The organism is Burkholderia pyrrocinia, from assembly GCF_003330765.1.
Classification (GTDB): domain Bacteria; phylum Pseudomonadota; class Gammaproteobacteria; order Burkholderiales; family Burkholderiaceae; genus Burkholderia; species Burkholderia pyrrocinia_B.
This window is the reverse complement of sequence record NZ_CP024902.1, coordinates 1,857,094-1,872,448: the sequence shown is the minus strand read 5'-3', so window position 1 is coordinate 1,872,448 and position 15,355 is coordinate 1,857,094. Positions and strand designations below refer to the sequence as shown.

Below are 15,355 nucleotides of genomic sequence, written 5' to 3'. Positions count from 1 at the left end.
AATTCTGTAAATCATTGTCAAATGCCTCTGACAATGTCCGATTTACGCCCTTCAAATCACATTATTTCCTGACAATTTTCAATCCTGTCATTTTTATCCGCAGTCATTTTCTATTCGACAGAACCAATTGAAGATTAAAGATATTTTCGACGAATAACCGCAACCACCCCGCTCACCCTTGCTGGTATTGGATCATGCAAGATCCACCCCGAAAAAGACAAAACATTGTCCAATACCGCCACCGTTGGCAACCGACAACGCCAATATCAAATCATTTTCAACAGACAGGAAATTAACCAGCTATTCCGAAAATCCAAATTCATTGCGCAAACGATTGCGGTATAAATACAAACGTTTTACTGCGACACTTTGCCACTCTCATTAATTTCAATGCACGGATTAATCCGACCGTCAACTCCCGATCGGGAATCGCGCGCATGCGCAGCCGTCGGAACGCGACTTGCCGACAGACTGCAGGAGACGGGAACGAAAGAGGCGCGGCACACGTTTGCACCGGGTCGCGACACGATCGGTCGCGGAATGCGGGATGTTCCGGAACGTGCACCTGCGCGCTGCCAAAGGATGAAAAACGTTTGGCTGGCGGGTCGACGAAGGAAGGTATCGCCGGGGTAACGCTATCGGTCGAAGCGGCGGCGGCACGTCGGATCGTGCCGCCGCCGTCTTGTCGCCCGCGCGCGGTGGCGTCAGGCGACGGGCATCACGCGGAGGCCGCGGCCTCCGCCGATGCCGGCGCCCAGCCGCCGCCGAGCGCGCGGTACAGCGCGATCGCGTTCGCGAGCCTGAGCTGCTTGAGCCGGATCAGTTCCTGCCCCGACTCGTACGTGCTGCGCTGCGCGTCGAGCAGTTCGAGATACGTCGCGACGCCACCCGCGTAGCGGCGCTCCGCGAGCTTCAGCCGCGCGCCGTCGGCCGTGTACACGTCCTGCTGCGCGGCAAGCTGGCGATCGATCCAGTCGCGCGCGGCGAACGCGTCGGCCACTTCGCGGAATGCGGTCTGCACCGTCTTCTCGTATTCGGCGACGGCGATGTGCTTGCGCGCGTTCGCGACGTCGAGGTTCGCGCGATTGCGTCCACCCGCGAAGATCGGCAGCGTGATGCGCGGCGCGAACGTCCACACGCTCGTGCCGCCCGCGAACAAACTCGAGAACGCATCGCTGACCGAGCCGTAGTCGGTCGTCAGCGCGATGCGCGGGAAGAACGCCGCGCGTGCGGCACCGATCTGCGCGTTCGCCGCCTTGAGCCGCGCCTCGGCCTGCCGGATGTCCGGCCGCCGCTCGAGCAGCGCGCTCGGTGCGCCAGGCGCCACCGGCGCGATCGACAGCGTATCGAGCGCGGTCGCGTCGACGGGCACGTTGCGCGCGAAATCGCCCGCGAGCAACTGCAGCGCCCGCACGGCCTGCGCATGCTCGCGCTGCAGCGCGGCCTGCGATGCACGCGCGGACGCCACCAGCATCTCGGCCGAGCGCAGCTCGATCGCGTCGCTCGTGCCGGCCGCGTAGCGGCGCTGCGTGAGCGCGGCCATGCGTTCGCGCGCGTCCAGCGTGCGCTGCGCCAGCGCGAGCTGCTCGTACAGCGAACGCTCCGATACGTACGCGCCCGCGACTTCGGCGATCACGCCGATGCGGACCGTGCGCTGCGCGTCAGCCGTCGCGAAATATTCGGCGAGCGCCGCATCGGACAGGTTGCGCACGCGGCCGAACAGGTCGAGTTCATACGCGCTGACACCAACGCCCGCGCGATACAGCCCGCTGATCGCGCTTTCGCGCACGACCGGGTCGTACTGGCGCGCACGTTCATAGCCGAGATTCGCATCGACCGACGGCATCAGGTCCGCGCGCTGCACGCCGTACAGCGCACGGGCCTCCTCGAGCCGGCCGGCCGCGATCCGCAGGTCGCGGTTGTTCGCGAGCGCCGCGTCGATCCACGCCTGCAGCGCCGGATCGGTGAAATACGCATGCCAGTCGTCGAGCAGCGCGACATCGGACTCGGCGCCCGGTGCCGCAGCTGGCGATGCGCTGCCGTCGGCCGGCGCATAGGTGGCCGGCACGGGTGCCGCCGGGCGCTCGTAGCGTGGCGCGAGCGAGCAGCCGGCGAGCGCGAGCACGGCGGCCAGCGCGAGCTGAACCCGCAGCGTCGCGCGTGCATTCAGCGCAAACATCATTGCGATCCCTCCATCGTCGCCGGTTGCGACCCGCCGCGTCGGCGCGGGCCGACGTCGAACAGACGGCCGACGATCACGAAAAACAGCGGGACGAGGAACACCGCGAGCACGGTCGCCGTAATCACGCCGCCGAGCACGCCGGTGCCGATCGCCATCTGCGCGCCGGACGCGGCGCCCGACGCGAACGCGAGCGGCAGCACGCCGACGCCGAAAGCGAGCGACGTCATCACGATCGGCCGCAGCCGCAGGCGCGCGGCCTCGAGCGCGGCGTCGACCAGCGACATGCGCTGCGCGACCAGATCCTTCGCGACTTCGACGATCAGGATCGCGTTCTTCGCGGACAGCCCGATCGTCGCGATCAGCCCCACCTTGAAATAGATGTCGTTCGGCATCCCGCGCAGCGTGACGCCGAGCACCGCGCCGATCACGCCGAGCGGGACGACCAGCATCACCGCGAACGGGATCGACCAGCTCTCGTAAAGCGCCGCGAGCGCGAGGAACACGACGAGCACCGACAGCGCGAACAGCATCGGCGCCTGCGCGCCCGACAGCCGCTCCTCGAACGACTGCCCCGACCATGAGTAACCGATGCCGGCCGGCAACTTCGCCGCGATCCGCTCGATCGCGGCCATCGCCTCGCCGCTGCTGTGGCCCTCGGCAGCCGAACCGTTGATCGTGAATGACGGGTAGCCGTTGTAGCGCGTGAGCTGCGGCGGTCCGAGCGTCCAGTGCAGCGTCGTGAACGCCGCGAGCGGCACCATCTCGCCGCGCGCGTTGCGCACGCGCAGCTTCTTCACGTCGTCCGGATCGAGCCGGTGCAGCCCGTCGGCCTGCACGATCACGCGCCGCACCTGCGTGCCGTGCATGAAGTCGCCGATATAGTCGGAGCCGAACATCACCGCGAGCGTCGTGTTGATCTCGTCCATCGACACGCCGAGCGCGGAGGCCTTCGCGCGATCGATGTCGAGCTTCAGTTGCGGCGCGTCCTGCGTGCCGGCAAACATCAGGTCGGTGAGCGCCCGGTCCTTGCCGCCCGCCGCGAGCAACTGCTCGCGCGCGGCGCTGAACGTCGCATAGTCGAGCCCGCCGCGGTTCTGCAGCCGGAAGTCGAAGCCGCTCGACGAGCCGAGATCGGGCAGCGCCGGCGAATTCATCGCGAACACCGTCGTGTTCGGCGTGCCCGCGAAGCGTGCGTTGATGCGCGCGACGATCGCCTGCACGTGATCGCGCGCGGCCTTGCGCTCCTTCCAGTTTTTCAGCGTGACGAAGATCATCCCGCCGTTCGGCCCTTCGCCGTACAGGTTGAAACCGCCGAGCGCGAACGTATACGCGGCCGGCTCATCGTTGCGGATGTACGACTCGACCTCGCGCACGCTCTGCATCGTTTCCGCAAGCGGCGTGCCTTGCGGCCGGATCACCATCGCCATGAAATTGCCCTGGTCCTCGTCCGGCAGGAACGCGGTCGGCAGTTGCATGAGCATCAGCGCCGCCGCCGCGGTGAGCGCGCCGTAGACGACCAGCCAGCGCACCGGCTTCTTCAGCATCGCGCCGACGCGCGTCGCGTAGCGCTGCGTCGAACGCGCGACGAAACGGTTGAACCAGCCGAAGAAGCCGCGCTTCTCATGATGCTCGCCGGACACGGGCTTGAGCAGCGTCGCGCACAGCGCGGGCGTCAGCGACAACGCAAGAAACGCCGAGAAGCCGATCGACACCGCGAGCGACAGCGCGAACTGCCGGTAGATGTTGCCCACCGCGCCGCCGAAGAACGCCATCGGCACGAACACCGACGTCAGCACGACCGTAATCCCGACGATCGCGCCGCTGATCTGCGTCATCGCCTTGACAGTCGCGTCGTACGGGCCGAGCCCTTCCTCGACCATCAGCCGCTCGACGTTCTCGACCACGACGATCGCGTCGTCGACCAGGATGCCGATCGCGAGCACCATCCCGAACATCGTCAGCACGTTGATCGAGAAGCCGGCCGCGTACATCACGCCGAACGTACCCGCGAGCGCGACCGGCACGACGAGCGTCGGGATCAGCGTCGCGCGCAGGTTCTGCATGAACAGGAACATCACGAGGAACACGAGCACGCCGGCCTCGATCAGCGTCGTGACGACCTTGTTCATCGACACGCGCACGAACGACGACGTCTCGTACGGGATCTGGTACTTCACGCCCGGCGGGAAGTACGCGGACAGCTCGTCCATCGCCGCACGCACGCGCTTCTCGGTGGACACCGCGTTCGAGCCCGGCGCGAGCTTGATGCCCATCCCGGTCGCGACCTTGCCGTTCACGTACGACGGATAGTTGTAGTCGTTGCCGCCGAACTCGATGCGCGCGACGTCGCGCAGGGTCAGCGCGGAGCCGTCGGCCTGCGTGCGCAGCGCGATCGCGCCGAATTCGGCCGGCGTCTTCAGCGGTGCGTCGGCGAACACGGTCGCCGCGATCGGCGCGCTGTCCGGCACCGCGCTGCGGCCGATGTCGCCGATCGTCACGCGCGCGTTGTGCGCGCGCACGGCCGACGCGAGGTCCGACGCGGTGAGGCCGTGCCCGGCCATCTTCACCGGGTCGGGCCAGATCCGCATCGCATATTCGGCGCCCCAGAACTGCACCTTGCCGACGCCGTCGACGCGGCGCAGCGCCTGCACGACGTTCGCCGACGCATACTCGCCGAGCTGCACGTCGGTCATCCGGCCGTCGTCGGACGTGAGCGACACCACGAGCTGGATGTTGTCGGCGGCCTTCTCGACCTGGATGCCGTCGCGGCGCACGGGCTCGGGCAGCCGCGCCTCGACCGTCTTCAGCCGGTTCTGCACTTCGACGGCCGCGAGATCGGCGTTCACGCCCTGCTTGAACGTCAGGTACAGCGACGCCGCCCCGGCGCTGCTCGTCGCGGACGTATACATCAGCCCCGGCGCGCCGTTCATTTCGCGCTCGATCAGCGCAGTCACCGATTCCTCGACGACCTGCGCGGACGCGCCCGGGTACGTTGCATAGATGCTGACGACGGGCGGCGCGATGTCCGGGTACTGCGCAACGGGCAGCGCGCGGATCGCGAACGCGCCGCCCAGCATGATGAAGATTGCGATCACCCACGCGAAGACGGGGCGATCGATGAAGAAACGTGCCATGGTGATTGGTTTGAACCGGTCAGGTTTGACGGGCGGCCGCGTGCGAAGCGGCCGCTGCCGGCGCCACCTTCGACGGCGGCGCCTGCTCGACGGGCTTGACGGCCGTATCGGGCGCGAACTGCGCGGCGTTGTCGACGATCACGCGCTCGCCGCCCGTCAGGCCGCGCGTGATGCGCCAGTCATGGCCGCTCATCTGGTCGGCGACGACCTCGACGTCCTTGACCTTGCCGCTCGCGCCGACCACGCGCACCGACGTGCGGTCGGTCGTGCGCAGCAGCGCGTCGCGCGGCACGAGGATCGCCCGCTGGTCGACCGCCGTGTCGAGCGCGATCCGTACATACGCGCCCGGCAGCAGCTCGCGCTCCGGATTCGGGAACAGCGCGCGCATCGCGACGGTGTCGGTGGTCGGATCGACCGCGAGATCGCTGAACAGCAGCTTGCCTTTCAACGGATACGCGGACCCATCGGCGCGCAACAGCGTCACCGCGATGTCGTGCTGTGCAATGCCCGTCGCGCGTCCGCTCTTCACCGCGCGGCGCAGCGCGTCGACGTCGGCGGCCGGCTGCGAGAAGTTCACGTAGATCGGATCGAGCTGTTCGACGGTCGTGAGCGGCGTCGCCTGGTCCTGGCCGACGAGCGCGCCTTCGGTCACGAGCGCGCGCCGTGCGCGGCCCGCGATCGGCGCGGTGACGGTCGCATAGTCGAGCTGCAACTGCGCACGCGCGAGTTCGGCCTTCGCGGACGCGACCCCGGCCTTCGCCTGCGTGTCGTCGGCGACGGCTTCGGTGTGGTCGCGCTCGCTCACCGCGCGGTCGCGCACGAGATCGTCGTACCGGCGGCGCTTGTCGCTCGCCGCGAGCGCGGCGGCCTGCGCCTTCGCGAGCGCGCCCTGCGCGGCGTCGCGCGCGGCCTTCAGCGGCGCTGGATCGATGCGGAACAGCACCGCGCCCTGCTTCACTTCCTGGCCTTCCTCGTAGGTGCGCGCGGTAACGATGCCCGCGACCCGCGCGCGCACTTCCGCCTGCCGGTATGCGTCGAGCCGGCCCGGCAATTCGACGGTCATCGGCACGGCCGTCGGGCGTACCGTCACGACGGTCGCCTGCTTCGCGGTCTCCGGCGCTGCGTCCTTGTCGCCCTTTCCGCAGCCGGCCACGGCCAGCACGGCCGCCAGCGCGAATGGCGCCAGCCGGTGGCGCAACAGGAAGCGATTGTTATTCATCTATGACCTCGGATCGTTCGCCGCCGATACAATGCGGCGGCTCAGGGTGGCCGATTATAATCAGTCACGACTGATTAATTAAACGCTGTTTCAATCCGACCGCCACACTGTCTCAATAAAACGACAGCGAATTGTAAGGAAACTCACGACATGGCCCGCAAGACCCGGGAAGAATCGCTCGCCATCAAGCACCGGATCCTCGACGCCGCCGAGCTCGTGCTGCTCGAGAAAGGCGTCGCGCAAACCGCGATGGCGGACCTCGCCGAGGCCGCCGGGATGTCGCGGGGCGCCGTCTACGGCCACTACCGCAACAAGATGGAAGTGTGTCTCGCGATGTGCGACCGAGCGTTCGCGCGCACGTCGGAAGGTTTCGACGCGGGCGACGGCCTGCCGCCACTCGACACGCTGCGGCGCGCCGCCTCGCACTACCTGCAGGAATGCGGCGAGCCGGGCCCGATGCAGCGCGTGCTCGTGATCCTCTATACGAAGTGCGAGCAGAGCGAGGAAAACGGCGCGCTGCAGCGGCGCCGCATGCTGCTCGAGCTGCAGATGCTGCGGATCACGAAGGCGCTGCTGCGCCGTGCGATCGCGGCCGGCGAAATCGCCGCCGATCTCGACGTGCATCTGGCTGCCGTCTATCTCGTGTCGCTGCTCGAAGGCGTGTTCGCGTCGATGATCTGGACCAACCGGCTGCGCGGCAACCTGTGGAACGACGCCGAAGCGATGCTCGACGCCGGCTTCGACGCCATCCGAACGTCCGCCGCGCTGCATGGCCGCGCACAAATTGCCGGGCTGACGTGAATTGTCGTAATAAATGCTGATTTAACCCGATTTACCGCACTGCGAAACGAATGAGCCGACCCCCTTTAAAATTTTTAACATTTTGCGGAACATCGGTAGACTGACGCTGTCATCTTTCTTTAGCGTCTTCGTGATAACCGGGTTCGACCCGGCATGCACGCCGCCGTTCGAAGCGGGCCGCCCCGCGCGTTGGGTCGAACGGGAACGATACAGGCCCCTGGCGGGGCCTGTTTTGTTGCACGCCCGCCACCCGCCCCGTCGCCGACGGATGTGCCGCCGGCGGCCCCTGCCCACACCCCTTTGAACCGCCTTCCTGGATGTGGACACCTTGGTCAAGCCTGCCGTAACCCCTGATGCTGTCGCGCCCGGCCGCGCGCAGCGCGTCGTGCGCGCGCTCGTGCCGGCCGCCGTGCTCGGCGCCCTCGCCGCACTCGGCCTCGCCGCCGCGCTGCCAGCCGTGTCGCAACTGCCGGGCGCCGTCGACTCGGGCACGGCCGCGCTGCCGCAGCGCGTGCTGTCCGACACGCCGTTTCCCACCGCGCAGCATTTCGTGACGAACGAGCTCGCCCGCACGATCGGCGAGCGCAATGAACGCAACGACCGCAACGTGCAGCCGGGCCTGTTCGCGCCGCTCAGCGCGCACCGCAACGACATGCTCGGCTATACGAGCCTGTTCCAGTTCGCGTCGCCCGAAAACCAGCACGGGATGCGCGCGGGCGACATCGAGCTCACGCTGTCCGATACGCTGAACCGTCTCGACGTGCCGCCCGAAGTGCGCATCCAGTTCGGCGATCTCGTCAGCGGCAAGGTCGCGATGCGCGCGAGTGCGCAGCGCGGCGACTATTACCGCGTCGCATTCGATACCAACGACGGCACGCCGCGCCTCACCGCGCTCGAGTTGCGCGTCGCCGGCCGCACGTTCGGTGCGATCTGGTTCCGCGCGCCGGGCGCCGAACACGGTGCGTACTACACGCTCGACGGTTCGCCGCTCGAAGCCGCCGCGTTCACGATGCCGGTCAAGTGGACGCGCATCAGCTCGTTCTTCGGCGAGCGCATCCATCCGCTGTCGCAGGCGATGGCGTTCCATACGGGCGTCGATCTCGCCGCGCCGAGCGGCACGCCCGTCGACGCAGCGGCCGACGGCGTCGTGTCGTTCGTCGGCACCGATCCGGGCGGCTACGGCCGCTACGTGATCGTCGATCACGCGGACGGCTACTCGACCTACTACGCGCACCTGTCCGCATTCGCGCGCGGGCTCAAGACGGGCGAAACCGTGAAGCAGGGCCAGCGTATCGGCTCGGTCGGGATGACGGGCGCCGCAACGGGCCCGCACCTGCATTTCGAAGTGCGCGTCGCGAACGATCCGGTCGATCCGCTCGTCACGCTCGCCAGCGCGCAGACGGCGCTGTCCGACATGCAGCTCACCGCGTTCCGCCAGGAAGCGGCGCAGTGGCGCTTCCGCCTCGCGTCGATCGATACGGCACCGTTTGCGTTCGCGCAGAACGACGGGCCGCTGTGGGGCGACTTCGCGACCGACAAATCGACGCTGCGCGCGGTCTTCAATACGCACTACTCGGCGTCGTAACGACGCGAGCCGCCCGCTGCCGCTCGATGAGCGGCAGCGCGGGCGGCAGCTCCTCTACCGCCCTTGTCCGTACTGCACGCCAGGCCCGGCCGGCCCGGTGCGCTGTCCGTGCGGATACTCGCTCACCGATGCTTCCTCACCGGCAGTTCGCGGCGGCCGCTGCCATCGCAGCGGCACACCATCACCGCGTGGGCTCCGTGCGCTCGGCCGCCGCCTGCGCGGCGCGTTCCGCGCGCGGACGGCGCGACAGCAGCCAGCGCGCCGCGCCGTCGAGCGACGTGCACAGCACCAGATAGATCACCGCGACGAACAGGAAAATCGGCGCCGGATACACCATCAGCCGGTTGTTCACCTGCGTCGCGACGAACGACAGTTCCGGCACGCCGACGATATACGCGAGCGACGTGTCCTTCACGAGCGCGACCCACTGGTTGACGAACGACGGCGTCATGATCCGGATCGCCTGCGGCAGCAGCACATGACGCACCGTCTGCCAGCGCGTAAGCCCGAGCGACAGCCCGGCCTGCCATTGCCCGTCGCCTGCCGCGACGATGCCCGCATGCACCGCATGCGCGAGATAGGCGCCGCCGATCAGCGCGAGCGCGCATACCACCGTCGCGAGCCCCGGCACGTCCATGTGCAGCAGCATGGGCATCAGGAAGTATGTCCAGAAGATCAGCATCAGCACGGGAATCGCGCGGAAAAAGCCAATGAACGCGAGCAGCAGCACGCGCGCCGGGCCGCGTGCGAGCGCCATCGCCACGCCGAGCGCGATGCCGAGCACGGCCGATGCAACGGCCGACGCGATCGCCAGCACCAGCGACAGCGCGGCGCCGCCGAGCGGGCCGTCCGGGAATGCGCCGACAAGCAGGTACGGCAGGTTGGCGAGCAGCAGCGAAAAGTCCATCGTCAGCGCCCCGCTCCCAGCCGGTCGCGCCATTGCGTGGCCGCGTATGCACCGGCCTCGATCGCGGCTACCGCCGCGACGTACAGCAAGGTCGCGACACCGAACGCAGCGAAGGTCTTGAACGTCTCGGTCTCGACCTGCCGCGATGCGTACGACAGCTCGGCCACGCCGATCGCCATCGCGAGCGACGAGTTCTTCACGAGATTCATGTATTGACCGAACAGCGGCGGCAACGCGATGCGCACGGCCTGCGGCAGCACCACGTAACGCAGCGACTGCATCGGCGTGAGGCCGAGCGCGGCTGCCGCGTCATGCTGCGCGCGCCGCACGCCACGCAGGCCGGCTTCGCATTCCTCGGCGACGAACGCGGCCGTATAGGCGCTCAGCCCGACCCAGCCCGCGACGAATTCGAACGACGGCCACGCGAGTGTGAACGGGCCCGCGCTCAATGCATGCCGCGCATTCAGCCACGCGATCCATGTGTCGGGCAGCAACGACGCGACACCGAAATACCAGAACAGCAGCTGCACGAGCAGCGGCGTGTTGCGGAACGCGACGACGTACGCGGCTGCCGCCATGCGCGGCGCCGTGCCGCTCGCATGACGCATGACCGCGAGCAGCAGCCCGCCGGCGGTCGCGGCGACGGCCGACGCGGCCGCGAGGCCGAGTGTCAGCAGGAAGCCCTGCCAGAGCCAGGACAGATATTTGGGAGCCAACCCGAGCATGCTGTGGTGCGGGCGCGAAGCGCGCGATCGGAAGAAAACGGAAAGCGCCGCGCTGCCGATGTTCCGGTACGTCGCGACGCGCGTGCGGTGCGGTGCGGATCAGGTCTTGTCGCCGATCCGGAAGATGCGCGTGAGCGGCGTCTTCGTCGTCGGCCCGAACCATGCGTCGTAGATCTGCACGGCGCGGCCGTTCGCCTCGAGGCCCTTCAGCGTGTCGTTGACGAAGCCGAGCAGGCGCGTCTCGCCCTTCGGCACGCCGACCCCCATGTAGTCGTTCGAGATCGTGAATGCCGGAATCTCGTAGTTCTGCTTGTCAGGCACGTTCGCGAGCAACCCGATCAGCTTCGGGCCGTCCTGCGTGATCGCCTGCACGTTGCCGGCGCGCAGCGCGGCGAACGCGAACGGCGTGTCGTCATACGCGACGATCGTCGCCTTCGGGAATTTCTCGCGCAGCGCGATCTCGTTCGTCGTGCCCTTGTCGGCGCCGACGCGCAGCCCGTTGAGTTGGTCGGCCGATTTCAGCACGCCCTTCTTCGCGAGAAACTGCTGGCCCGACGAAAAATACGGAATGCTGAAATCGACCTGCTTCGCACGTTCGTCGGTGATCGTGAAGTTCGCGAGCACGAGATCGACCTTGCCGGACGTCAGGAACGGAATGCGGTTCGCGGGGTTGGTCGGCTGGAGCTGCAGCTTCACGCCGAGCTTGTCGGCAAGCGCCTTCGCATAATCGACATCGAGGCCGACGATGTGGTTGTTCCTGGCATCGACATAGCCGAACGGCGGATTGCTGTCGAACGTCGCGACGCGCAGCACGCCGGCTTTCTTGATATCGTCGAGGCGGTCCGCATGCGCGACGGTGCCTGCCGTGACGAGCGCAGCCCCGACGAGCCACGTAGCGAGTGTGTGGATTTTCATGAGCACGACCTGATTTGTTATGAAGGCCGCCGCGGATCGCGCGGCGGCCCGGTTCGAGGAACATCGCGACGGCGTGTGTGGTCGCGAAGCCGCTAACGTATCAGCGCGCGCGGCGAATCCGAACCAACAAATGGTGCTTTGCTCTGCGGGTTTGGTCATGAGGCGAGCAAGGCGATCACTCGCCGTCGCCGCCCGCTTCCCCGTCCGCGGACGCCGCACACAGGAACTCGCCTCCGTCCGTGTCCTTCAGGTAATCGAGCGAGCGGTCCATGCTGAGGAACGACAGCGTGCCCGCAGCGCCCAGTGCGTAGAGCGTGCGATGGTCCGGCGCGAAGATCACCTGCGACACGCCGCCCGCCACCGGAAATTCGCCGACGGTGCGGCGGGTCGCCACCTTGATCACGCGCATCGGCGAGCCGTCGTATGCGGTCACGGCGATCAGCTTGCCGTCGCCGCTGCCGTCAAAACCGTGCGCCGAAGTCTGGCAGACCGGATAGGTCTTCAGCGGCGCCAGGCTCGCCGGGTCCACCCACTTGACCGACGACGCGCCGTAGAGCCACGTTCCCGCGCCCGGCGCGCCCGGTTCCGCCTGGATGAAGCCCGCATCGAGCGGATACGAGCGGACCGGCTCGTTCGTCGACGTATCGAACGCGACGATCGTGCCTTTCTGCATCGCGTTGACGTTCAGTTGCTTGCCGTCCGGCGACAGCCACATCGACAGCGGCCGCCCGAACTCGACGCCCGCCCCGTCGCCGTCGCCCAGTTTCAGCGTCGCGACGACCTGCGGCCAGTACGTGATGCTGACGACGGACACCGTGTCGTCGACGCCGTTCAGCACGTAGAGCCTGTCGTGCGATGCCGATGCGACGATCGCGCGCGGAAACCGGCCGAGCGTCGCGCTGTCGACGATCTTGCCACTCGCCAGATCAATGCGCACGACGCTGCCCTCGCGCATCGACGTCACGTACGCATAGCGCTCGTCCGGGCTGACAACTACCCCGCTTGCGCCGCGGCCGCGGCACATGTTGCCCGGACAACCGTCGAGCCCCGTCTTGAACGGCTCTCCGGCAATCGTGCGGACCACCGCGCGCTTGTCGACGTCGACGACGACGAGCGTGTTCGCGTCGTTGTCGGTGATGTACAGGCGCTTGCCCGATGCGCCCATCACCATTGCATAGGTGCCCTTGCCGACCGGGACGACCGTACCCGCGGCCAGCTCCGCCGACACGGGCGCGGCGCGATGCTGCTCGTCGTCGCGAATCTGCTCGGCGATCGTGTCCGCATCGCGCTTCGCCTGCTGCCGCGCGTCGTCCTGCGCGCGCTCGCGGTCCACGGCCGTGCGCAGCTCCTGCAGCTCGGCGCTGCCCGCGCGCTGCGCCGCGAACATCATCGCGCCGCTGCCCAGCACCGCCAGCGCGACCGGCAGGACCGCGCCGCGCAGCGATGCGCCCGAAGGACGAAAGCCGTACAGTATCCAGCCGACGACGAAACCCGTGACGACGCCACCCAGATGCGCCGCCTGGTCGATACCGGAAATGAAGAACCCCGACACCAGGTTGATGGCGATCACCTGGGCCACCGCGCCGAGATTGATGACGACGCTCGCATCGCGGCCGCTGTCCACGCGCCGGTGCAATGCGAACGCGGCGGCCGCGCCGGCCAGCCCCATCAGCGCGCCCGACGCGCCGACGCTGACGACCGGGCGGATGCCGCTCGTCGGCAACACGATGCCGAACGCGACCTGCATTGCGCCGACCTCGTGATACCCGGACCAGAGCGCGCTCAACAGCGAGCCACCGAGCGCCGACAGCAGGTACGCGACGCCGAACCGCAGCGAGCCGCCCGCGCGCTCGAGCACGGTGCCGAGCACGATCAGCATGTAGAGGTTCAGCGCCAGATGCTGCCAGCCGCCGTGCAGGAACGCGCTGGTCAGCAGGCGCCACGGCTGCCCGGTCAGCGTATACGGCGCGAAATTGGCGCCCCAGCCGAGCAACAGGCTGTTCGGCAGCGCGCCGTACGATGCCTGCCGCCACATCAGCAGGAAGACGGCGAGATTGACGACGGCCAGCAGGATCGTCAGGCCCGGAATGGATGATCGTTGTTCTTTCATGGATATTTTTTCAATCGTCGATGGCGCCTCGGACGGGCGCTGCCGATTGTATATCCCGGACACGCGAACGACCGGAACAAAAAAACGCCCGCTGCAGGCAGCGGGCGTGAATCCCAGTCAAGGAGGTGTCACACGAACTACGGATTCAGGTTAAGCGGCGCGCCCGCCACCAGCAACGAATCGATTTCGATATCGTTATCGCGCGCGGCACGATGAGCTTGCGCTCGAGCGCGCAACCGGTCACGGCTCGTGACGCAGGTACCCTTCCTTGCTCGGATCGCGCATCCGCCACGACACGATCAACGAGATCGCGCACAGCACGGTCACGTACCAGTAGAAGGTTTCCTCGCTGCCGACCGACTTGAACCACAGCGCGACGTACTCGGCCGAGCCGCCGAAGATCGCGTTCGCGACCGCGTACGACAGGCCGACGCCCATCGCGCGCACTTCGGGCGGGAACATCTCGGCCTTGATGAGGCCGCTGATCGACGTGTAGAAGCTGACGATCGCCAGCGCGACCGTGATCAGCACGAACGCGGCCACCGGGCTCGTCACGTCCTTCAGCGCATGCATCAGCGGCACCGTGCCGATCACCGCGAACGAGCCGAACAGGATCATCGACGTGCGGCGGCCGATCCGGTCGGACAGCGCGCCGAACACCGGCTGCATCAGCATGTAGACGAGCAACGCGACGGTCATCACGTTGCTGGCTGTCTTCGCGTGCATGCCGGCCGTGTTCACGAGGTACTTCTGCATGTACGTGGTAAACGTGTAGAAGATCAGCGAGCCGCCGGCCGTGAAGCCGACCACCGTGAAGAATGCGCCCTTGTGCTGCCACACGCCGCGGATCGTGCCGGCGTCCTTCTTGTCGCGCGACGCGCTGGTCGAGGTCTCGTCGAGCGATTTCCGCAGGTACAGCGAGATCAGCGCGGCCGCCGCGCCGACCACGAACGGCACGCGCCAGCCCCACGCCTTCAGCTCGTCGGTCGACAGCGTCTGCTGCAGGACCACGAGCACCAGCAGCGCGCACAGCTGGCCGCCGATCAGCGTCACGTACTGGAACGACGCGAAGAAGCCGCGCCGGCCCTTCAGCGCGACCTCGCTCATGTAGGTCGCGCTCGTGCCGTATTCGCCGCCCACCGACAGGCCCTGGAACAGGCGCGCGACCAGCAGCAGCGCCGGCGCGAGCGCGCCGATCTGCGCGTAGGTCGGCAGCACCGCGATCACGAGCGAACCGCCGCACATCATCAGCACCGAGATCATCATCGCGGCGCGGCGGCCGTGACGGTCGGCGATGCGGCCGAACAGCCAGCCGCCGATCGGACGCATCAGGAAGCCGGCCGCGAACACGCCGGCCGTGTTCAGCAGCTGCGTCGTCGTGTTGCCGCTCGGGAAGAACGCCGGCGCGAAGTACAGCGCGCAGAACGAGTAGATATAAAAATCGAACCACTCGACGAGGTTGCCCGATGAGGCGCCGACGATGGCGAACACGCGCCGCCGGGTGTCATGCGCGGATAGCGCAGCTTGGTCGGTCTGGACGTCCATGGGTTGGTCTGTTCCTTTTAGTGCTTTCTGGGCGAGACGGCTCGGGGCCGCCGCGTGCGGTCGCGCGTGGCACCGGTTCCGGCGCACGGCGCTACGGGATTTTAGCGAAATGTAAAGTAACAGGCTTTCCGGGTTCGTCCGGATGTAGAAAAATTTTCTACCACTACGTGCTCGTCATATGAAAACGCCAGCCTGGAGGCTGGCGTCCGATGCAAACTATTTGAAAGCGACG

The 15,355-nt window shown here is 67.3% G+C and carries 10 protein-coding genes; 2 read left to right on the top strand and 8 right to left on the bottom strand.

All coding sequences use genetic code 11. The features are described from left to right. Window positions 1-718: 718 nt before the first annotated feature. From CUJ89_RS09055 to CUJ89_RS09045, 3 genes are read right to left on the bottom strand one after another with little or no spacing between them, the layout of a single operon-like run. Window positions 719-2,179, bottom strand: coding sequence for an efflux transporter outer membrane subunit (locus CUJ89_RS09055; protein ID WP_114178552.1), 1,461 nt, complete (start codon window positions 2,177-2,179; stop codon window positions 719-721). Next, complete coding sequence (locus CUJ89_RS09050; RefSeq protein WP_114177032.1) at window positions 2,179-5,316, bottom strand: multidrug efflux RND transporter permease subunit; 3,138 nt, start codon at window positions 5,314-5,316, stop codon at window positions 2,179-2,181. Before CUJ89_RS09050 ends, CUJ89_RS09055 begins: the two co-directional genes overlap by 1 nt. A 19-nt stretch (window positions 5,317-5,335) precedes the next feature. Beyond that, a complete protein-coding gene (locus CUJ89_RS09045; protein ID WP_114177031.1) occupies window positions 5,336-6,535 on the bottom strand; it encodes a MexX/AxyX family multidrug efflux RND transporter periplasmic adaptor subunit in 1,200 nt (399 codons plus the stop codon). A 150-nt stretch (window positions 6,536-6,685) separates the two neighbouring features. On the opposite strand from CUJ89_RS09045, the gene CUJ89_RS09040 reads away from it, so the two are divergent. Both CUJ89_RS09040 and CUJ89_RS09035 read left to right on the top strand, forming a co-directional pair. Next, a complete protein-coding gene (locus CUJ89_RS09040) occupies window positions 6,686-7,336 on the top strand; it encodes a TetR family transcriptional regulator (RefSeq protein WP_114177030.1) in 651 nt (216 codons plus the stop codon). A 328-nt stretch (window positions 7,337-7,664) separates the two neighbouring features. Next, on the top strand, window positions 7,665-8,921 hold the full coding sequence (locus CUJ89_RS09035) for a M23 family metallopeptidase (RefSeq protein WP_114177029.1): 1,257 nt from the start codon (window positions 7,665-7,667) through the stop codon (window positions 8,919-8,921). 181 nt (window positions 8,922-9,102) lie between these two features. On the opposite strand, the gene CUJ89_RS09030 is transcribed toward CUJ89_RS09035, so the two are convergent. From CUJ89_RS09030 to CUJ89_RS09010, 5 genes are all read right to left on the bottom strand, one after another. Beyond that, window positions 9,103-9,828, bottom strand: a complete 726-nt coding sequence (locus tag CUJ89_RS09030; protein ID WP_114178551.1) for an amino acid ABC transporter permease — start codon at window positions 9,826-9,828, stop codon at window positions 9,103-9,105. 2 nt (window positions 9,829-9,830) lie between these two features. Continuing rightward, complete coding sequence (locus CUJ89_RS09025) at window positions 9,831-10,553, bottom strand: amino acid ABC transporter permease (RefSeq protein ID WP_114177028.1); 723 nt, start codon at window positions 10,551-10,553, stop codon at window positions 9,831-9,833. Window positions 10,554-10,652: 99 nt separating this feature from the next. Continuing rightward, the gene (locus CUJ89_RS09020; protein ID WP_114177027.1) at window positions 10,653-11,468 is read right to left on the bottom strand and encodes an ABC transporter substrate-binding protein; all 816 of its coding nucleotides are present in this window, start codon (window positions 11,466-11,468) and stop codon (window positions 10,653-10,655) included. Between the two features lie 175 nt (window positions 11,469-11,643). Beyond that, window positions 11,644-13,578 (bottom strand): rhomboid family intramembrane serine protease, encoded by a 1,935-nt coding sequence (locus CUJ89_RS09015; RefSeq protein ID WP_114177026.1) that lies wholly within the window; start codon window positions 13,576-13,578, stop codon window positions 11,644-11,646. Window positions 13,579-13,818: 240 nt separating this feature from the next. After that, window positions 13,819-15,123 (bottom strand): MFS family transporter, encoded by a 1,305-nt coding sequence (locus CUJ89_RS09010; RefSeq protein ID WP_114177025.1) that lies wholly within the window; start codon window positions 15,121-15,123, stop codon window positions 13,819-13,821. Window positions 15,124-15,355: the final 232 nt, after the last annotated feature.